This is a genomic window from Hydrogenophaga sp. GW823-FHT04C09, from assembly GCF_058796355.1.
Map to the genome: position 1 here is coordinate 332,102 of NZ_JBXAIO010000004.1, position 19,457 is coordinate 351,558.

Below are 19,457 nucleotides of genomic sequence, written 5' to 3' on the forward strand. Positions count from 1 at the left end.
ACCCCCCATGGGCACCGAAGGGCGCGACCAGCGCATCGACTACATCGAGTTCAACGTGGGCGACATCGCGCGCGCCAAGGCCTTCTATGGCGCGGCGTTCGGCTGGACCTTCGTGGACTACGGCCCGGGCTACTGCGAGTTCAACGACGGGCGCATGACCGGGGGCTTCGCCACCGGCGAAGCCGTTCGCCCCGGCGGCGCCCTGATCGTGCTGTACGCGGACGACCTAGCCGCGACGCAGCAGCGCATCGAGGCCGCGGGCGGGCGGATCTCCAGGCCCGTGTTCGACTTTCCCGGTGGGCGCCGTTTCCACTTTCTCGACCCGGACGGGCACGAACTCGCCGTCTGGTCGACGCCTTAACCCGCGTCCGGCGCCTGCGCCTTCTGCAGCCGCCGGTACAGCATGCCGCGCGAGACGCCGAGCGCGCGCGCGGCTTTCGCGATGTTGCCGCCGCACGCGGCCAGCGTGGTCTCGATCAGGCGCTGCTTGTGGTCCAGCAAGGTGGCCTGAGCGTGGTCGGTTTCCGGCGGTGTGGCCAGGGCCGGTGTGTCGATGGCAGCCGGTGGGAGCGCCGTTTCGGTGACTTCGGGCGCGGGCTGTGACACGGCCACCGCGTGCTTGAAGTCGGCGCCGTTGCTCGCGGTCAGCGTGCCCGTCACCCACACGCCCAGGCCATTGGGCAGGCGCAGGGTCTGCGCCTGGTGCTGGCGCGGCAGGGCCAGCAGGCGCTCCAGCGGTACGCCGAACACCTCGTCCACCGTGTGCCGCTCTTCCATGCGGCAGCCCGTGAGCCGGCGGCCCGCGCCGTTGAGCCACAGCACCCGCCCGCCAGCGTCGATGCCGGCCAGGGCCTCCATCGGCGTGCCCAGCAGCGTGGGGCTGGCCTGGAAGTGCAGCACCAGGTGCTCGACCGACTGCAGCTGCAGCAGGCGGTTCTCGATCGTGGTGGCGTACATGCCCACCACCGACGCAGCATCGAACTGGAAGCGCCCGGCCTCGATCGACACGTCCAGCACGCCCGCGAGCTGACCGTGGATGTCGCGGATCGGCGCGGCCGCGCAGTGCAGGCTCTGCAGGCTCTGGAAGAAATGCTCGGCGCCGGTGACGGTGCAGGCCTCGCCGGTGCGCACCACGATGCCCGGCGCGTTGGTGCCGACCTGGCCTTCGGTGAGGTTCACGCCCACGCGCGAGGCGGTCTTGAGCAGCGGGTGCTGGTTGGTCGCGGGCAGCTGGGTGGCGTGGATGATCACGCCCTGCGCGTCGGTCAGCAGCACGCGGCAGTCGGTGCCGGCCAGCGCGGCTTCCATGTGGTTGAGCTCGAGGTTGCCGGCCTGCAGCAGCTGCCGGTTGCGGTTCAGGCTGGCGTGGGCCCGGCTGCGCGTGACCTGCTCGAAGCTCACGCGGTCGGTGGGCTGCTGGTGCGCCGAGGCGCAGCGCAGCCAGGACTGGATGACCGCCTCGCCCACCAGGCCGGAGGGGCGCGTGCCTTCGTCGAAGAAGCGCTGGCGCGCCAGCGCGGTGCGCTGTTCGGTGGTCTGGAAAAAGAGCTGGCGCGGCGTGCTCGCCTGCCCGTTCGTGGGGTGGGGCATGTTCTTGTCCTGCTGGGCGTCTCCTCGATCAGTATCCCGTTCATCGGCGCGCGGTGGCATGCGGGTAAGCCCTGCCCGCCGCCCGTCGGATGTTCCACGCCGGAACACATCGGCTTCAGGGAAATCCCGAAGATGAATCGGCTCCCGGAGAGGCAGAAGATGGCAAAGCTGGGCCGAGCACGACAGGCCCTGGCAGCCCCACAAACAGGCCTGCGCGCCGCAGGCAGCACAAGGAGACACGATGAATCCGTCACCACTTGCTTTGGTCAGGTGCCGCGCGGCCGCCTGCCTGTTCACCGCACTCACCACGCTCTGCGGCGCCGCGCTCGCGCAGCCGCAGGCCCCCATCAAGGGCTCGCAGGAGCACATCCGGGCCGCCGTGGGCAAGGTCAACGCCAGCTTCATGAAGGCCAACGCGAGCAAGACGCCGGACTGGCCCAGCTACGGCCTGGACTACGCCGAGACGCGCCACTCCAGGCTCAACCAGATCAGCACCGCCAACGTGAAGGACCTGGGCCTGGTCTGGTCCTACAACCTCGAATCCTCGCGCGGGGTGGAGTCCACGCCGCTGGTGGTCGACGGCATCATGTACGTCACCGCCTCCTGGAGCATCGTGCACGCGGTGGACGTGCGCACCGGCAAGCGCCTGTGGACCTTCGACCCCAAGGTCTCGCGCGAGGCGGGCTACAAGGGCTGCTGCGACGTGGTCAACCGCGGCGTGGCGCTGCACGAGGGCAAGGTCTTCGTGGCGGCCTACGACGGCCGGCTGATCGCGATCGACGCGGCCACTGGCGAACAGGTGTGGTCCAAGGACACCATCATCGACCGCAAGTTCAGCTACACCATCACCGGCGCGCCGCGCGTCTTCAAGGGCAAGGTGATCATCGGCAACGGCGGCGCGGAGTACGGCGTGCGCGGCTACATCACCGCCTACGACGCCAAGACCGGTGACCAGAAGTGGCGCTGGTTCACCGTGCCGGGCGACCCGAGCAAGCCGTTCGAGGACGAGTCCATGGCCAAGGCCGCCAAGACCTGGGACCCGGCCGGCAAGTGGTGGGAAGCCGGTGGCGGCGGCACGGCCTGGGACACCATGACGTTCGACCCCGAGCTCAACCTGATGTACATCGGTACCGGCAACGGCTCGCCCTGGGCGCGCAGCAAGCGCAGCCCGGCCGGCGGCGACAACCTCTACCTCGCGTCCATCGTCGCGCTCAACCCCGACACCGGCAAGTACGTCTGGCACTACCAGGAAACCCCGGGCGACAACTGGGACTTCACGTCCACGCAGCCCATGATCCTGGCCGACATCAAGCTCGACAACAAGCCGCGCAAGGTGATCCTGCACGCGCCCAAGAACGGCTTCTTCTTCGTGATCGACCGCACCAACGGCAAGTTCATCTCGGCCAAGAACTTCGTGGACGTGAACTGGGCCACCGGCTACGACAAGAACGGCCGCCCGATCGAGACCCCGGCCGCGCGCACCGCCGACCGGCCGCGCGAGATCATCCCCAGCGCGTTCGGCGCGCGCAACTGGCACTCCATGTCGTACAACCCGGCCACCGGCCTGGTCTACATGCCGGTGCAGGGCGTGCCGCTCACGCTGATGGACAACAAGGACTGGAAGTTCAACGCCGACCGGCCCGGTGAACCGCACGCCAACATGGGCTGGAACCTGGCCACCTTCGCCAACGTGGAGCCGCCCTCGAGCAAACCCTTTGGCCGCCTGGTGGCCTGGGACCCGGTGCAGCAGAAGGCGCGCTGGACGCAGGAGCAGATCTCGCCCTGGAACGGCGGCACGCTCACCACGGCCGGCAACCTGGTGTTCCAGGGCACGGCCGACGGCCGCTTCATCGCCTACAACGCGACCAGCGGCGAGAAGCTGTGGGAAACGCCCACCGGCACCGGCGTGATCGCCGCGCCTTCGACCTACATGGTGGATGGCAAGCAGTACGTGTCGATCGCGGTGGGCTGGGGCGGGGTCTATGGCCTGGCGCAGCGCGCCACCGACCGCCAGGGCCCGGGCACGGTCTACACCTTCGCCGTGGGCGGCAAGGCGCAGCCGCCGGCCTTCGTGAACTACCAGCTCGGCAAGCTCGTGGCCGGCGTGAAGTACGACCCGGCCCACGTGCCGGCGGGCACCGCGCTGTACGTGAGCAACTGCGTGTTCTGCCACGGCGTGCCGGGGGTGGACCGGGGCGGCAACATCCCCAACCTGGGTTACATGGATTCGGCCTTCATCGAGAATCTCGACAAGTTCGTGTTCGCCGGTCCGGCCATGGCACGCGGCATGCCGGACTTCACCGGAAAACTCAGTCAAGACGATGTCCAGAAAATCAAAGCGTTCATCCAGGGCACGGCCGATGCCATTCGGCCGAAGAACTAGCCACGCCTTTGGCGCCCTGGGGGCGGCCGCCGGTCTGGTGCTGGCGGTGCCCGGCTGGGCCCAGACCGCCACCAGCGAGCGCGACGGCGACACCGCCGGCGCGCTCGCGCCTGTGGTGATCACCGGCGGCTCGGCCTGGCAGCAACGCTGGCTGGCGCCGGGCTCGGTCGAGGTGGTGGATGGCGAGGAACTGCGCGCGGGCCAGTTGCAGATCAACCTCTCCGAAGGCCTGGGCCGCGTGCCCGGCCTGGTGGTGCGCAACCGGCAGAACTACGCGCAGGACCTGCAGATCTCCATGCGCGGCTACGGCGCGCGCGCGCCCTTCGGTGTGCGCGGCGTGCGCCTGTACGTGGACGGCATTCCGGCCAGCGCGCCCGACGGGCAGGGCCAGGCGGCGAACTTCCCCATCGGCAGCGCCGACCGCATCGAGGTCATCCGCGGTCCGTTCTCGGCGCTGTACGGCGCCTCGGCCGGTGGCGTGATCGCGCTCTACACGCTGGACGGCCAGCGCCCCACCGAGTGGCGCACCGGCGTGGCGGCCGGCTCCAACGGGCTGTGGCGCTTCTCCACCCAGCTCAGCGGGCAGACCGGCAGCGCCGAGCAGCCGGGCTGGTCGTACACCCTGGACGCGGGCAAGTTCGCCACCGACGGCGAGCGCCCGCAATCGGCCGCGTCGCGCAGCACGGGCAACCTCAAGCTCAGCCGCGCGCACGACGGCGGGCGCACGGTGCTCGTGCTCAACCGCCAGAGCAGCCAGGCGCTGGACCCGCTGGGCCTCACGCGCGCCGAGTTCGACGCCGACCCCGGCCAGACCACGGCGGCGGCCACGCAGTTCAACACGCGCAAGAGCGTCTCGCAGACGCAGGTGGGGCTGGCCTGGGAACAGGCGCTGGGGCAGGGCCACCGCATCGAACTCATGGGCTATGGCGGCCAGCGCGCCGTGCGCCAGTTCCAGGCCATTCCCACCGGCGCGCAGATTCCGGCCGGCAGCGCGGGCGGCGTGATCGACCTGGACCGCGACTACTGGGGCTGGAACGCACGCTGGCGCCTGGACCGCAGCTACGACAGCGGCCGCCTCACCGTGGCCGCCGGCATCGCCTCGGACCGGCAGACCGAGGACCGCCTGGGGTACGAGAACTTCATCGGCGCCGCGCTGGGCGTGCAGGGCCGCTTGCGGCGCGACGAGACCAACCGCGCCAGCACCTTCGACCCTTATGTGCAGGCCGAGTGGCGCACACCGGCGACCACGTTCCTGGCCGGGCTGCGGCACTCGCGCGTGCGCTTCACCTCGGCCGACCGTTACATCGTGGCGGGCAACCCGAACGACAGCGGTGCGGCGGACTACGACGGCTTCAGCCCGGTGCTGGGCATCCGCCGGGAGATCACGCCGCAGCTGCAGGCGTTCGCGAGCGTGGGGCGCGGTTTCGAGACGCCCACGCTCAACGAGGTGGCCTACCGCGCCTCGGGGCTGACGGGGCTCAACCCCTCGTTGAACGCCTCGCGCAGCCTGAGCGCCGAGACGGGTTTGCGGGGGCGCCAGGCTTGGGGCAGCTGGAGCGCCACGCTGTTCGAGACGCGCACGAAGGACGAGATCGTGGTGTTGTCGAACACGGGGGGGCGGTCCACGTTCCAGAACGCGGGGCGCACGCGCCGCCAGGGGTTTGAGTTGGCGGGGGTGATGCAGTGGGGGAAATTCACCGTGACGCCGGCGTACACGTGGATGGACGCGACCTACCGCGATGGTTTCCTGACCTGTGTGGCCACGCCGTGCGCGGTGCCGAATGTGCCGGTGGCGGCGGGCAACCGCCTGCCGGGCTTGGCGAAGCAGCAGGCGTATCTGCAGGTGGCGTGGGAGCCGGGGTGGGCCAACAGTGTGTTCACGCTGGAGGCGTTGCACACGGGGCGCATGGCGGTGAACGACCGCAACACGGATTTCACGTCCGCGAGCACGGTGTTCAACCTGGGGGTGCGGTTCGAGCAGAACCGGGGTGACTGGACCTGGCGGGAGTTCGTGCGCATCGACAACGTGAGCGACCGTTCTTATGCGGGGTCGGTGATCGTGAATGAGGGGAACAACCGGTTCTTCGAGCCTGGGGGTGGGCGGTCCCTGTACGTCGGCTTTGAGTTGGTGCGGCGGTTTCCCTGAGCTTCTTCGTTCGGGGTGTTTCCGGGGGGGACCTCGCGTCAGGCCAGTGGCGGTGCCCGCAGGCCTCCGGCCGCTCACGGGTGTCTGCGCGGGCGCACACAGATCACTTCGTCAACACCACCCTCGCACGCACGCTCTGGGGCAACCGTGAATGGGGCCTGCGCCTGCGGGCACCGCCACTGTCCTGCGAACAAACGCTGGCATGCAAAGGGGCGCGCGCCGACTTTGCTTGTAGGTGGGTGGGTAAGGGGTGTTTGGGCGCAGGCCCCATTCGCGGTTGCCCCAGAGCGAGCGTGCCAACCAAGGTGTTGACGAAGCGGTGAAGGCGAACCCGGGCAGCCACCCGCGAGCGGCCGGAGCCCAAACACCCCTTACCCACCCGCCCCGCCCACCCAGCCAGAGCGAAGAAAAGACTCAGCCCTTGGACCGCCCCAGCATCAACTCGGTGTTCGCCTTGCGATCCGCATTCACCTTCTGCACAGCAGGCCGCTCACCCAGCCGCTTCAGGTACTCCCGAGCCGGCGTATCGGCCAGGAAATCGCGGCCGTAGATGATCTTGGTCGCGCTGCTCACCAGCGGAAGGTGCACCGCCGCCGCGCAATCCGCCAACGTGAACTGCGAACCCGCGATGAACGGCGAATACTTCGTCAGCTTCGAAAACCCAGCCACGTTTTTCTCCAGCTGCTGGCCGATCTTCTCCTTCGCCGAATCGCTCACCTTGCCGCCGAAGAACGCCTCGGGATACAGATTGCGCGCCACCAGCTCCAGATGCAGCTCCAGATACCGCACCAACTCCCGCACCTTCGCCGCCTCGAACGCATCGCGCGGAAACAGCGGCACCTCGGGAAAAGCGCCCTCGATGTACTCCAGAATCACCGTCGACTCCGACAGCGACCCCTTGTCCGTCTTCAGGTACGGCACCTTGCCCAGCGGACTGCAGGCCTTGTCCGTCTCGCCGATCCAGGCCAGCTCCTCCTCGAACGCCACGCCCTTCTCGAGCAGCGCGAGCTTGACCTTGTTGTAGTAATTGCTGGCCGAAAAGCCGCAGAGTTTGAGCATGTCTGTCTCCTGTTGGGGTTGTGCGCACCATCGTAGCCCCGGGGCATCCGCCCACGCGTCCCGCAGTTGACGGGCCCGGCTGATAAACTGCCCCGCCATGCGCTTCCCCCGCACCACCCACCGATTCGCCGCCTGGCTGGCCATGCTCGCCATGCTGCTGGGCGCGCTCGCGCCCACCGTGGCGCAGGCGGTGGTCGCCGCGCAAGGCGGCCCCGGCTGGGTGCAGGTCTGCAGCGCCAGCGGCATGGTCTGGGTGCAGGCCGATGCCATCGACGGCGACAACGCCGCCATGGCCGATGTCGGCAAGTCCATGGCCGACGCCTCGCGCCACTGCCCCTGGTGCAACTTGCACGGCGCCGTCGGCCTGCCGCCCGCATCGTCCATGCCCACCCTGGTGCTCGCGCCCCGCGCCGAGCCCCCGCCCGAGCCCTTCCGCTCGGCCCTGCCCGCGCCACCCTGGCCCGCCGCGCAGTCGCGCGCCCCGCCCACGGCCTGACGCACCCCACCGGCCCGCGCCCAGGCGCGGACCGCCTCTCCGCCCAAGCCCCTGTCGCCGCCCCGCCGCGGCCCGGGCCGGGCGAACCCGATCAATGCTTTTCGATGGACGACTCCACGATGAAATCCCTGCTCATCTCCACCCTGCTGGCCGTGACGGCCAGCGCCTGGGCGCAAGCGCCCGCCACCGCTCCCGTCGAGGTGAAAGACGCCTGGGTGCGCGCCACCGTCGCGCAACAGAAATCCACTGGCGCCTTCATGCAACTCACCGCCAAGGCCGACACCCGCGTGGTGGAAGCCCGCTCGCCCATCGCGGGTGTGGCCCAGATCCACGAAATGGCCATGGACAAGGACGTGATGCGCATGCGCGAGGTCAAGGGCCTGGCGCTGCCCGCCGGCCAGGCCATCGAGCTCAAGCCTGGTGGTTACCACGTGATGCTGCTGGACCTCAAGGGCCAGGTGAAGGCCGGTGACGTGGTGCCCGTGACGCTGGTGCTCGAAGGCAAGGACGGCCAGCGCAGCACGCTGGAAGTCAAGGCCACGGCGCGCGCGCTCGGTGGCACCAGTGCGGCACCGGCCGCCGCGGCCGAAGACCACGGCAAGCACAAGCACTGAGGCGGCCATGAAAGCCGTTGCTGAACGCGCGTCCGCGCTGGCGGACGCGGGGACGAAGCCGTCCTCGCATTCCAGTTTCCATGCCGTGGCCTGGCGCTGGCACTTCTACGCCGGCCTCTACGTCGTGCCCTTTCTGCTCATGCTGGCCCTCACCGGGCTGGTCATGGTGTTCTTCACCGGTTTCCAGACCCGCCTCGGGCCGGTGGTGACGGTGAACCCGATGGACCACGCGCCGCTGCCCGTGAGCGCGCAGGCGAAGGCCGTGCTCGAACTGCGCTCGCAGGCCACGCTGCGCGAGTACATCGCGCCGGCCGCGCCCGACCGCGCGAGCTGGTTCGTCGTCGCGCGCGACGGCACCACCGAAGCGGTGGCGGTGGACCCGTACACCGCGCAGGTGCTGCAGCTGGTGGACAAGGACCAGACCTGGTTCGCCTGGGCCGAGAAGATCCACGGCACGCTGCTGCTGGGCGACGTGGGCGACCGCCTGATCGAGATCGCGGCGGGCCTGGCCATCGTGATGGTCGTCACCGGCTTCTACCTCTGGTGGCCGCGCGGCGGCACGCGCTGGGCCCAGGTGCTGCTGCCCGACCTGCGCCTGAAGGGGCGCCTGTGGTGGCGTTCGCTGCACGCCAGCCTGGGCTTCTGGCTCGGCACGGTGCTGCTGGTGTTCCTGCTCACGGGGCTGTCCTGGACGGGCGTGTGGGGCGCGAAGTTCGCGCAGCCCTGGGGCAGTTTCCCCGCCGCCAAGTGGGACGCCGTGCCGCTGTCGGACGCCACGCACGCCACGCTCAACGCCGGCGGCACGCACGAGGTGCCCTGGGGCCTGGCGCAGACGCCGCTGCCGGCCTCGGGTTCGCCGGGCGGCGCGGTGGGCGTGCCCGCCGGCCAGCCGGTGGACCTGGACAGCGTGGCCGCGCTCGCGAAGCGGCTCGGCTTCACGGGCCAGCACCACATCCAGCTGCCGCAAGGCGACACCGGCGTGTACACCCTGTCGGCCGACACCATGAGCGGCGACCTGGGCCGCCCGACGCAGGATCGCACGGTGCACGTGGACCGCTACACCGGCCGCGTGCTGGCCGAGGCCGCCTATGCCGACTACCCGCTGCTGGCCAAGGCCATGGCGGTGGGCATCGCGCTGCACCAGGGCGACCTGGGGCTGTGGAACGCCCTGCTCAACGTGCTGTTCTGCCTGGCCATCGTGTTCCTGTGCGTGAGCGGCATCGTGATGTGGTGGAAGCGCCGGCCCAAGGGCAGCTGGCGACTGGTGGCACCACCCGCGCCGCGCGACCCGTCGCTGTGGAAGGGCGGGGCGTTGGTGATGTGCGCGCTGGCGCTGGCCTTCCCGCTCAGCGGGGCGGTGCTGCTCGGCGTGCTGCTGCTCGACTGGCTGGTGGTCTCGCGCCTGCCGGCGCTGCGGACGGCGCTGGGCTGATCGATCGATGGATCAACCGCCGCCGACGCGGCGGTCGGTCTGCCGCACGATCAGCACCACCGGCAGCAGGCCCACGGCCACGATGGCCAGTGCCGGCACTGCCGCGTTGGCCCACATCGATTCGGACGTGAGCTGGAAGATGCGCACGGCCAGCGTGTCCCAGCCGAAGCTGCGCGTCATCAGCGTGATCGGCATTTCCTTCATGACATCGACCATCACCATGAGGAAGGCCGTGAGCAGGCCGCCGCGCAGCAGCGGCAGGTAGAGCCGGCGCAGCATCGCCCAGGTGCCCAGGCCCAGCGTGCGCGCGGACTCTTCCTGGCTGCGCGTGATGCGCTGCATGGCGCTGTCGATCGCGTGGTAGGCCACGGCCAGGAACCGCGCCGAGAGCGCGAGCAGCATGGTGGCCACGCTGCCCTTGAGCAATTGGAAGCCTTCGAAGCCCAGGGGCTGCAGCCAGGCGATGAGCAGGTTGTCGAGCCAGGCGATGGGGATGAAGACGCCCACGGCGAGCACGGCACCCGGCACCGCGTAGCCGATGATCGCCAGCCGCACCGTCCAGCCGGTGGCGCGGTCGGGGTGGTGGCGCCGCAGCCAGGCCAGCGCGAGCGACAGCAGCGTGGCGATGGCCGCGGTGCCCAGCGCGAGCCGCACCGTGTTCAGCGTGAAGTCCCAGTAGCGCGGCTCCAGCTCTTCGCGCCAGGTGCTCAGCGACCACATCACCAGTTGCGCGATGGGGATGGCGAACGAGGTCGTGAACACCAGCGCGCAGACCGCGAAGGCGGCCCAGCGGTGCCAGCCGTGCAGCGCCACCGGGGGGGTGTGGCGCGAGGCCACCTGGTAGCTGCGGCCCTGTTGCGAGCGCTGCTCGGCCGCCGCGAGCACCAGCACCACCAGCACGAGCAGGGCGGCGAGCTGCGCCGCGGCGTCGAGGTTGTGCAGGTCGAACCAGGCCTTGTACAGGGCGGTGGTGAAGGTGTCGTAGTTGAAGACGGCGACCGCGCCGAAGTCGGCCAGGGTTTCCATCAGGGCGAGCGCGAGGCCGCCCGCGATCCAGGGGCGCGCCATCGGCACCGAGACGCGCCAGAACGCGCGCGGCGCGCTGTGGCCGAGCGTGCGCGCGGCCTCCAGCGCGCGGCGGCCCTGCGTCATGAAGGCGTTGCGCGCGAGCAGGTAGACATAGGGGTAGAAGGCCATGGTCAGCACCATCACCGTGCCCCACAGGCTGCCCCGGATTTCGGGGAACCAGGCGCTGCTGCCGAACCACACGCGCAGCTGGCTCTGCACCGGGCCGGCGAACTCGAACAGGCCCATCTGCACGAAGGCCAGCACATAGGCCGGAAACGCCAGCGGCAGCATGAGCGCCCACGAGAAGAAGCGCTGGCCCGGGAAGGCGCACAGCGCGGTGAGCCAGGCCAGCGGCACGCCGACGCACAACACGCCGACGGACACCAGCAGCATGAGCAGCGCGGTGTTGGCCGTGACCCGGGGCAGCACGTACTGGATCAGGTGATCCCACACCTCGGGCTGCGGCGAGAGCGCCACGCCGAGCACGGTGAGCACCGGGATCAGCGTGAGCAGGGCCACGGGCAGGGCCAGCGCCCAGCCCGGCCAGCGCCGCGCCACCCGCTGGCGGGGCGCCAGCGGTGTCGCGGCGAGGGTGTCGCTCAACGGTAGCCTGCGCGGTCCAGCAGGCGGATCGCGTCGGCCTGCTTGGAGCCGATGTCGGCCGCGTTCAGCGGGCTGGGCTTGAAGCTGGTGCCCCAGGCCTTGATGATCGCGTCAGGCTCCACCTTGGGGTTCACCGGGCTTTCGAAAGTGCCGCGCGTGTAGCCGTTCTGCGCCGCTTCGGACGACAGCCATTCCAGCAGCTTCTGCGCGCCGGCCGGGTTCTTGGCGTGGCGCGTGACGCCGCCGCCCGAGAGGTTCACGTGGGCGCCGCCTTCGTTGGCGCCCTGGTTGGCCCAGAACAGGTGCACCTTGTCCTTGATGCCGGCGTTGCTGGAGACCAGGCGGCCGTAGTAGTAGGTGTTGGCGATGCCCACCTCGCACTGGCCGGCGCCGATGGCCTGCAGCAGGCTGGCGTCGTTGGTGAACACGTCGGTGGCGAGGTTGCTCACCCAGCCGCGCACGATCTGCTCGGTCCTGGCCTCACCGTGCTTGGCGATCAGCATGGCCACCAGCGATTGCGTGTAGGTCTGCTTGCCGGTGCGCAGGCAGAGCTTGCCCTTCCACTTCGGGTCGGCCAGGTCTTCGTAGGTGGAGAGCTGCGCCGGCTTGACCTTCTCGGGGTTGAAGAAGATGGTGCGTTCGCGGCGCGACAGGCCCCACCACTGGTTGCCCGGGTCGCGGAAGTTGGGCGGCACGTTGTTGTTGAGCGTGGGCGAATCGATCTTGCGCAGCAGGCCGCGCTCGGCCGCGCTCCAGAGGTTGCCCATGTCCACCGTGAGCAGGATGTCGGCCGGCGAACCCGCGCCTTCGGCGGCCAGGCGCTCGGCGATCGAGCCGCCGCGGTCGGTCAGCAGGTTGATCTTCACGCCCGTCTCGGCGGTGTAGCGGTCGAACAGCGGCTTGATCAGCTGCTCGATGCGCGAGGAATAAACCGTCACCGCCGGCGCGGTCTGGGCCTGCGCGAGGGGGGCGGCCAGCCCGGCAAAAGCGAGGGCGGTGAGGACGAGGCGTTTCATCAAAAAGTACTCCAGACAGGTTGCAAATAAGATTTATTCCGATTTGGACCTGTGACGGAGTGTGTCCGCACCGCAAGAGTTCACTGCTTTGATAAGTTTTTTTTAAGTTTCAAGGGCAAAAAAAACCGGGCCGCTCAGGCCGCGGTCTGGCGCGAGCCCGGTGCGGGCGGCGAGCTGGCGCCACCGCCGCGTTCGAACGTGACCACGTGGTCCACCTCCGCGCGGATGCCGATCCACTCGCCCACCGCGTGGTTGTGGTGCGAGGGCACGTGCGTCATCAGCACCTCGCCGCTGGCCAGGCGCAGCGTGTAGAGGAATTCGGAGCCGCGAAACGCCTTGCGCAGGATCTGCGCCTTCACCGGCGCGTCGTCGTCGTGCACGATGTCGTCGGCGCGCAGCAGCACGTCGCACAGGCCGGCCTCGTAGGCCGAGGGCAGGGGGCATTCCTCCACGTCGTGCAGCGGGCCCAGCGGCGTCTGCACCGAGACCTGGTCACCCACCATCTGGATCTGCGCCGGGGCGAACACGCCGTGGCCGATGAACTCGGCCACGAAGCGCGTGGCCGGGCGGTGGTAGAGCGCGTAGGCGTCGTCCCACTGGTGCAGGTGGCCTTCATGCATCACGCCGATCACGTCGCCGATGGCGAACGCCTCCAGCTGGTCGTGCGTGACGAAGAGGGCGGTGGCGCCGGCGGCCTTGAGGATGCCGCGCACCTCATGGGCCAGGCGCTCGCGCAGGTCCACATCGAGGTTGGAGAAGGGTTCGTCGAGCAGCAGCAGGCGCGGGCGCGGCGCCAGTGCGCGGGCCAGGGCCACGCGCTGCTGTTGGCCGCCCGAGAGCTCGTGCGGAAAGCGGGCCTGCATGCCGGCCAGGCCGACCAGGCGCAGCACCTCGTCCACGCGGGCCTCGCGCTCGGCGCGCGGCAGGCGGTCGATGCCGAAGGCGATGTTGCGGCCCACGTCGAGGTGGGGGAACAGGGCGTAGTCCTGGAACACCATGCCGATGCGGCGCTGCTCGGCCGGCATGTGGTGCTGGCTGTCGCTCACGGTCTCGCCGTCGAGCGTGATGCCGCCGCCGCTGGCGCGTTCCAGGCCGGCGACCGCGCGCAGCAGGGTGGTCTTGCCGCAGCCCGAGGGGCCGATGAGCACGCCGATGTCGCCTGCGCGCAGCCCCAGCGAGACACCATCCACCGCGGCTTGGGACTGGCCCGCGTACCGCACGCTGAGTTGAGAGACGTTCAGGAACATAGGCGGTCTATTCTAGATAACTACAATTCTCATTTGTGTTGACGCGGGTCGATGGCCCTTTCACCTGAAACCTGCCCATGCTGCGTTGGTTGGCTCCCGCCCTGTTGATCCTGCTTGCGCTGCTGCTCACGCTGCCGGTGCTGTCGCTGGGGGCGTCCTGGTTCGAGTTCGATGCCGCCGCGCGCGACGTGCTCTCGCAGATGGCGCAGACCGTGCTGCCGGAGTACGCGCTCACCACGCTGGTGTTGTGCGTGAGCGTGGCGATCGGCGTGGCGGTGGTGGGCATGGCCACGGCCAGCGCGGTCACGCTGTTCGACTTCCCCGGCCGCCGTTTCTTCGAATGGGCCCTGCTGCTGCCGCTGGCCATGCCGGCCTATGTGGTGGCCTATGCCTACACCGACTTCCTGCAGTTCAGCGGCCCCCTGCAGGTGGGGCTGCGCGAGACCTTCGGCCTGTCCGGGCGCCTGCTGCCCGAGGTGCGCAGCACGCCGGGCGCGGTCTGGGTGTTCACCTTCTCGCTCTACCCCTACGTCTACCTGCTGGCGCGCACCGCGCTGGCCGAGCGCGCGGCCCAGCTCATGGAAGCCGCGCGCCTGCTGGGCGCGCCGCTGGCGCGGCGCATCCGCGAAGTGGCGCTGCCGCTGGCGCGCCCGGCCGTGGCCGCGGGCGTGGCGCTCGCGCTCATGGAAACGCTGGCGGATTTCGGCGTGGCCAGCTACTTCGGCATCCAAACCTTCACGGCCGGTGTCTACAAGGCCTGGCTCGCGATGGACAACCGCATGGCCGCCGCCCAGCTCGCCACGATGCTGCTGGCGCTGGTGGCCCTGCTCCTGTGGCTCGAACACCGCGCCCAGCGCCGGCTGCGCTTCGCCACGCTGCGCGGCCAGCGCGCCGGCAGCGCCGAGGCCCAGCCCACGCGCCTGCAAGGCGGGCGCGCCGTGTGCGCCGTGCTGGTCTGTGTGCTGCCCATCGCCTTCGGCTTCGTGCTGCCGGTGCTGTTCATGCTGCGCCCGCTCATCGGGGGCTGGGACGACCTGCCGTGGACCTCCTTCGTGCAGTGGTCGCGCAGCAGCGTGTGGCTGGCCAGCCTGGCGGCCGCGCTGACCACCGCGATCGCGCTGGCGCTGGCGTTCGCGTTGCGCGCACGGCCGGGCCAGCTCACGCGCGGCGTGGTGCAGCTCGTGAGCCTGGGTTATGCCGTGCCCGGCGCGGTGATCGTGGTCGGCCTGTTGCTGCCGGTGGGCTGGGTGCAGTCCCTGTGGCCCGAGGCCAGCGTGGGCTATTGGGTCACCGCCACCGCGCTTGGCATCGTGTGGGCCTACCTCGTGCGCTTCACCGCCGTGGCCCTGCAGTCACTGCAGAGTGGTTACGCGCGCATCCCGGCCAGCCTCGACGACTCGGCCCGCATGCTCGGCACCACCGGCCTGGGCCTGGCCGCGCGCGTGCACTGGCCGCTGCTCAAGCGCTCCACCGCCGCGGCCGCGCTGCTGGTGTTCGTGGACGTGATGAAGGAACTGCCCGCCACCCTGGTGCTGCGGCCCTTCAACAGCGACACCCTGGCGGTGGTGACCTACCAGCTCGCGCGCGACGAACGCCTGGGCGAGGCGGCGCTGCCGGCGCTCACGCTGGTGCTGGTGGGTCTGGTGCCGGTGATCCTGCTCAGCCGCACCTTGCGGGCGAGGTGAAAGCGGCGCGCCTCAGTCGAGGCGCACACCCGAGGCCTTGACGATCTGGCCCCACTTCACGCGGTCCTGCTGCGCCAGCGTGGCCAGTGCGGCGGGCGTGCTGCCCATCGGGCGGATCGAGAGGCGCTCGAAACGGGCCTTCACTTCGTCGGTCTTGAGCGCGGCGAGTGTTTCCTTGTTGAGCTTGTCGATCACCGCGGCCGGCGTGCCGGCCGGTGCGACCAGACCGAACCAGCTCACGATCTGCAGGCCGGGCAGGCCCGCTTCGGTGGTGGTCGGCACGTCGGGCAGGCTGTCCAGGCGCTCCGGGCCGGCGATGGCGAGCGCGCGCATCTTGCCCGCGCGGATGTGCGGCAGCACGGCGGGCGGGGATTCGATGCCGCCGGTGACCTGGTTGGACAGGATGGCCGTGGCCGACTCGGCGCCGCCTTTGTAGGGCACGTGGACCAGGGTCACACCGGCTTCGCGCTTGAGCAGTTCGGTGGCCAGGTGCGGCGTGGTGCCGTTGCCCGGCGAACTCAGCAGCAGGCTGTCGGGTTTGGCCTTGGCCTGCGCCACGAGTTCAGCCACGTTCTTCACCGGCACCGAGGCGTTGACGGTGACGATCAGCGGCATGTCGCCCACCAGCGAGACCGGGGCGAAGTCCTTGCCGGGCTCGAACCCGAGGCGGGGATACAGCGCCTCGTTGATGCTCAGGATGCTGCCCGTGGCCATGAGCAGCGTGTAGCCGTCGGCGGGGGCCTTGGCCACGTGCTGGCTGCCGATGTTGCCGCCCGCGCCGGCGCGGTTGTCGATCACCACCGGCACGTTCAGCGACTTGCCCAGGGCATCGCCGAGCGTGCGCGCCATCACGTCCACCGGGCCGCCGGGCACGAAGGGCACGACGATGGTGAGCGGCTTGCTCGGGTAGGCCGGCTGGGCGAGCGCGGGCGCGGCGCCGAGGCTCAAAGTGGCGCCCAGGGCGAGGGCCAGGCGGGTGAGTTGGCGGCGTTGCATCATGCTGGTTGTCTCCTGTGTGGGTAGTGGAAAAAGCGAAGGCACTCAGGCGGGCGCGGTGCCCGGCGTGTTGAGTTCGAGGGCGAGCCGCACGAAGAAGTCCAGGCTGCGTGGGTTGACCATGGCGTCGGGGCTGGCCACCTTCTCCAGCGGGGTGCCCAGCAGCAGCTTGCGCACCGGCACTTCCATCTTCTTGCCGGTGAGGGTGCGCGGAATCTCGTCCACCAGGTAGATCTCGTTCGGCACATGGCGCGCCGAGGCCTTGGTGCGGATCTGCCCGGCGATGGCGGCCTTGAGCGCGTCGTCCAGCACAACGCCCGGCTGCAACACCACGAACAGCGGCAAAAAGGACGGTCGGCCCAGGTACTCGAGGTCGACCACCAGGCTGTCGCGCACCTGCGGCATTTCCTCGACGACGCGGTAGATCTCGGCCGTCCCCATGCGGATGCCGAAGCGGTTGATGGTGCTGTCGGAGCGGCCGTAGATGACGGCGGTGCCGCGCGGCGTGAAGCGGATCCAGTCGCCATGGCGCCAGACGCCGGGGAAGGTGTCGAAGTAGCTCTCGCGGTAGCGCTGGCCGTCGGCGTCGTTCCAGAAGAACAGCGGCATCGAGGGCATGGGTTGCGTGATCACCAGTTCGCCGACCTCGTCCTGCACCGGCTGGCCCGCCTCGTTGAAGGACTGGGCCGCCACGCCGAGCTCGGCGCACTGGATCTCGCCCGCCACCACGGGCAGGCCCGGCGCGCAGGCCACGAAGCCCGAGGCGATGTCGGTGCCGCCGCTGATCGAGGCCAGCCAGAGGTCGCTTTTCACCGCGCCGTAGACCCAGTGGTAGGCGTCGATGGACAGCGGCGAGCCGGTCGAGTTGATCGCGCGCAGCGCCGGCAGGGCGGCGAAGTCGCGTGGGCGCAGGCCTCGCTTCATGCAGTTCATGAGGAAGGCCGCGCCACAGCCGAACAGCGTGACGCCGTGCCGGTCCATGAAGCGCCAGAGCGCCTCGTCGTCGGGCCAGGCGGGGTTGCCGTCGTAGAGCACGGTGGTGGCGCCGGTGAGCAGGCCGCCGATCTGCAGGTTCCAGACGATCCAGCCGGTGCCGCCGAGGAACAGCATGCGGTCGCCTTCGCGCAGGTCGTGCTGCAGCGCGAGCGTCTTGAGGTGGGTGAGCACCACGCCGCCGTGGCCGTGCACCATGGCCTTGGGCAGGCCGGTGGTGCCGGAGGAATAGACGATCCACAGCGGGTGGTCGAAGGGCAGGCGCTCGAAGCGCAGCTCGGCGTGTGCGTGCTGTTGCATCGCGCCGTCCCATGCCAGGCGGTCGCGCCACGCCACGGCGCGTTCATTCGCCAGCGGGCCGGGCAGGTGCACCACGGTGCGCACGCTGGGCAGGCGCTCGAGCAACTGGTCCACGGTGTCGTGGCGGTCGTGCACCTTGCCGTTGTAGCGGTAGCTGTCGGTGGCCAGCAGCACCTTGGGTTCGATCTGGCTCAGGCGGTCGAACACCACCGAGGGGCCCATGTCGGGCGCGCAACTCGACCAGATGGCACCCAGGCTGGCGCAGGCCAGGAAGGCCGCCACGGTCTCGGCCTGGTTCGGCAGGTAGGACGCCACGCGGTCGCCCGGCTGCACGCCGCGATCCCGCAGGGTGGCCGCGAAGGCCGCGGTCATCTGGCGCAGCGCCGCCCAGGACACCTCGCGCGCTTCCTCGCCTTCGGTGCGCACCACCAGCGCGGGGCGCTGTGCGCTGGCCTGCCGGAAGACGTGCTCCGTGTAGTTCAGCCGCGTGTTCGGAAACCAGCGCGCGCCGGGCATCTCGCGGCTCGCGAGCACGGGTTCGAGTGAACCGTCGGCCAGCACCTCGAAGTGGTCCCAGATGCTGCGCCAGAAGGTGTCCAGGTGCTGCACCGACCATTGCCACAGCGCCGCATAGCTGTCGAAGCGCAGGCCGTGCTGCTCGGCGAGCCAGCGCTCGTAGCGCGCCAGGCGGCTGGCGCCGATGTCGTCCGCGCTCGGGGTCCACAGTGTGTCGGGGATGGCGGCGGCGTCGTCCGCGGTGGGGGCCGTCGTGGAATGCGTGCTCACGTCTTGTCTCCTGTTCGAAGCCGCCACGGTACGCAAAGAGAGCTTCGCTCGCTAGACGCATGGACGATGTAAGTGCTATACACATCACGTATGAAGACGACCTACGACCGACTCGAACTGCTCGACACCTTCCAGCACATCAGCGAGGCGCGCTCGCTGAGCAAGGCGGCGCGGCAACTGGGCACCACGCAGCCCACGGTGAGCCGGCGCCTGGTGGAGCTCGAATCCCTGCTGGGCTGCAAGCTGGTGAACCGCACCACCTCCACCTTCTCGCTGACCGACGAGGGCCAGACGCTGCTGCTGGAGGCGCGCGACCTGGGCGAGCGATGGGCCGGTCTGTCCGACCGGCTGCAGGGCCGCCAGAGCCGGCCCGAGGGCGCCCTGCGCGTGATCGGTCCGGCGGGCTACGGCGCCAGTTTCCTGACCGACGCGCTCACCGGCCTGATGGCGGCGCACCCCCGGCTGCGCGTGGAACTGGCGCTGGCCGAGCGCTACACCGACCTCTCGGCCACGGGGGCGGAGTGCTGCGTTTTCGTGGGCGAGGTGCCCGACCAGGACATCGTCTGCCGCACGCTGGGCACGATGGAGCGCGTGCTGGTGGCCACGCCCGCGCTGGTGGAGCGCATCGGCCCGGTGACGCTGGCGCGCCTGCCTCGGCTGCCCTTCATCGGGCTGGCCGCGCACGTGGTGGGCACGGTGCAGCTCGTGCGCCGCAGCGATGGCGCGGCGCGCATGGTCACGCTGAACACGCCCTTTCGCACGCCGAGCCTGCCCGCGAGTTACCGGGCCATCCTCAACGGCGCAGGCATCGGATCGGCCGCCCCCTGGATGTGCCGTGAAGACATCGCCGCTGGCCGGCTGGTGCGTGTGCTGCCGCAGTGGGCGCTCGCGCCCGTGGGCATCCACGTGGCTTTGTTGCCAGGCCGCCACCGCCCCGCGCGCGTGACGGCTTTCATCGACGCGATCCGCGCACAGCTGCTGCTGCAGGAAGGCTTCGTGGCCGCGCCGGTGGCGCCACCGGCGGCCGGCAGGCGGTAACAGCT

15 protein-coding genes are annotated in these 19,457 nt (G+C 70.1%); 8 read left to right on the forward strand and 7 right to left on the reverse strand.

Annotation, left to right across the window (positions count from 1 at the left end; translation table 11 throughout):
• Positions 1-7 precede the first annotated feature (7 nt).
• Positions 8-361: a VOC family protein gene (locus AC1Q9M_RS13850; RefSeq protein WP_382321616.1), complete on the forward strand. Its 354-nt coding sequence runs from the start codon at positions 8-10 to the stop codon at positions 359-361.
• Here the strand turns inward: AC1Q9M_RS13850 and AC1Q9M_RS13855 are convergent.
• Entirely contained in the window at positions 358-1,590 is a 1,233-nt protein-coding gene (locus AC1Q9M_RS13855) for a helix-turn-helix domain-containing protein (protein WP_444687290.1), read from the reverse strand. The genes AC1Q9M_RS13850 and AC1Q9M_RS13855 overlap by 4 nt on opposite strands.
• A 241-nt stretch (positions 1,591-1,831) precedes the next feature.
• Here AC1Q9M_RS13855 and AC1Q9M_RS13860 point away from each other — a divergent pair, with 241 nt between their 5' ends.
• Entirely contained in the window at positions 1,832-3,973 is a 2,142-nt protein-coding gene (locus tag AC1Q9M_RS13860) for a PQQ-dependent dehydrogenase, methanol/ethanol family (RefSeq protein WP_382321610.1), read from the forward strand.
• The gene (locus tag AC1Q9M_RS13865) at positions 3,951-6,119 is read left to right on the forward strand and encodes a TonB-dependent receptor family protein (protein WP_492434305.1); all 2,169 of its coding nucleotides are present in this window, start codon (positions 3,951-3,953) and stop codon (positions 6,117-6,119) included. The genes AC1Q9M_RS13860 and AC1Q9M_RS13865 overlap by 23 nt, the downstream gene beginning before the upstream one ends.
• A 414-nt stretch (positions 6,120-6,533) precedes the next feature.
• Here the strand turns inward: AC1Q9M_RS13865 and AC1Q9M_RS13870 are convergent, their stop codons facing one another.
• Positions 6,534-7,178, reverse strand: a complete 645-nt coding sequence (locus AC1Q9M_RS13870; protein ID WP_382321605.1) for a glutathione S-transferase — start codon at positions 7,176-7,178, stop codon at positions 6,534-6,536.
• A 97-nt stretch (positions 7,179-7,275) separates the two neighbouring features.
• Between AC1Q9M_RS13870 and AC1Q9M_RS13875 the strand changes: the two genes are divergently transcribed.
• The 3 genes from AC1Q9M_RS13875 to AC1Q9M_RS13885 all read left to right on the forward strand — a co-directional run bounded on the left by AC1Q9M_RS13875 (position 7,276) and on the right by AC1Q9M_RS13885 (position 9,720).
• Positions 7,276-7,674, forward strand: a complete 399-nt coding sequence (locus tag AC1Q9M_RS13875; protein ID WP_382321603.1) for a DUF2946 domain-containing protein — start codon at positions 7,276-7,278, stop codon at positions 7,672-7,674.
• Positions 7,675-7,793: 119 nt separating this feature from the next.
• Positions 7,794-8,288 carry a copper chaperone PCu(A)C gene (locus AC1Q9M_RS13880; protein WP_382321601.1) on the forward strand — a complete coding sequence of 165 codons (495 nt, stop codon included), beginning with the start codon at positions 7,794-7,796 and terminating at the stop codon, positions 8,286-8,288.
• Between the two features lie 7 nt (positions 8,289-8,295).
• Positions 8,296-9,720: a PepSY-associated TM helix domain-containing protein gene (locus tag AC1Q9M_RS13885; protein ID WP_382328321.1), complete on the forward strand. Its 1,425-nt coding sequence runs from the start codon at positions 8,296-8,298 to the stop codon at positions 9,718-9,720.
• Positions 9,721-9,732: 12 nt separating this feature from the next.
• Here AC1Q9M_RS13885 and AC1Q9M_RS13890 read toward each other — a convergent pair whose 3' ends face one another.
• The 3 genes from AC1Q9M_RS13890 to AC1Q9M_RS13900 all read right to left on the reverse strand — a co-directional run bounded on the left by AC1Q9M_RS13890 (position 9,733) and on the right by AC1Q9M_RS13900 (position 13,654).
• Entirely contained in the window at positions 9,733-11,391 is a 1,659-nt protein-coding gene (locus AC1Q9M_RS13890; RefSeq protein WP_492434309.1) for an ABC transporter permease, read from the reverse strand.
• A complete protein-coding gene (locus tag AC1Q9M_RS13895; RefSeq protein WP_382321595.1) occupies positions 11,388-12,407 on the reverse strand; it encodes an extracellular solute-binding protein in 1,020 nt (339 codons plus the stop codon). The genes AC1Q9M_RS13890 and AC1Q9M_RS13895 overlap by 4 nt, the downstream gene beginning before the upstream one ends.
• 134 nt (positions 12,408-12,541) lie before the next feature.
• Positions 12,542-13,654: an ABC transporter ATP-binding protein gene (locus AC1Q9M_RS13900; RefSeq protein ID WP_382321593.1), complete on the reverse strand. Its 1,113-nt coding sequence runs from the start codon at positions 13,652-13,654 to the stop codon at positions 12,542-12,544.
• 77 nt (positions 13,655-13,731) lie between these two features.
• On the opposite strand from AC1Q9M_RS13900, the gene AC1Q9M_RS13905 reads away from it, so the two are divergent.
• Entirely contained in the window at positions 13,732-15,339 is a 1,608-nt protein-coding gene (locus tag AC1Q9M_RS13905) for an ABC transporter permease (RefSeq protein ID WP_492434311.1), read from the forward strand.
• 12 nt (positions 15,340-15,351) lie between these two features.
• Here AC1Q9M_RS13905 and AC1Q9M_RS13910 read toward each other — a convergent pair whose 3' ends face one another.
• On the reverse strand, positions 15,352-16,338 hold the full coding sequence (locus AC1Q9M_RS13910; RefSeq protein WP_444687283.1) for a Bug family tripartite tricarboxylate transporter substrate binding protein: 987 nt from the start codon (positions 16,336-16,338) through the stop codon (positions 15,352-15,354).
• 42 nt (positions 16,339-16,380) lie between these two features.
• Complete coding sequence (locus tag AC1Q9M_RS13915) at positions 16,381-18,414, reverse strand: acetoacetate--CoA ligase (RefSeq protein ID WP_492434314.1); 2,034 nt, start codon at positions 18,412-18,414, stop codon at positions 16,381-16,383.
• A gap of 90 nt (positions 18,415-18,504) precedes the next feature.
• Here AC1Q9M_RS13915 and AC1Q9M_RS13920 point away from each other — a divergent pair, with 90 nt between their 5' ends.
• Positions 18,505-19,452, forward strand: coding sequence for a LysR family transcriptional regulator (locus AC1Q9M_RS13920; RefSeq protein ID WP_492434316.1), 948 nt, complete (start codon positions 18,505-18,507; stop codon positions 19,450-19,452).
• Positions 19,453-19,457: the final 5 nt, after the last annotated feature.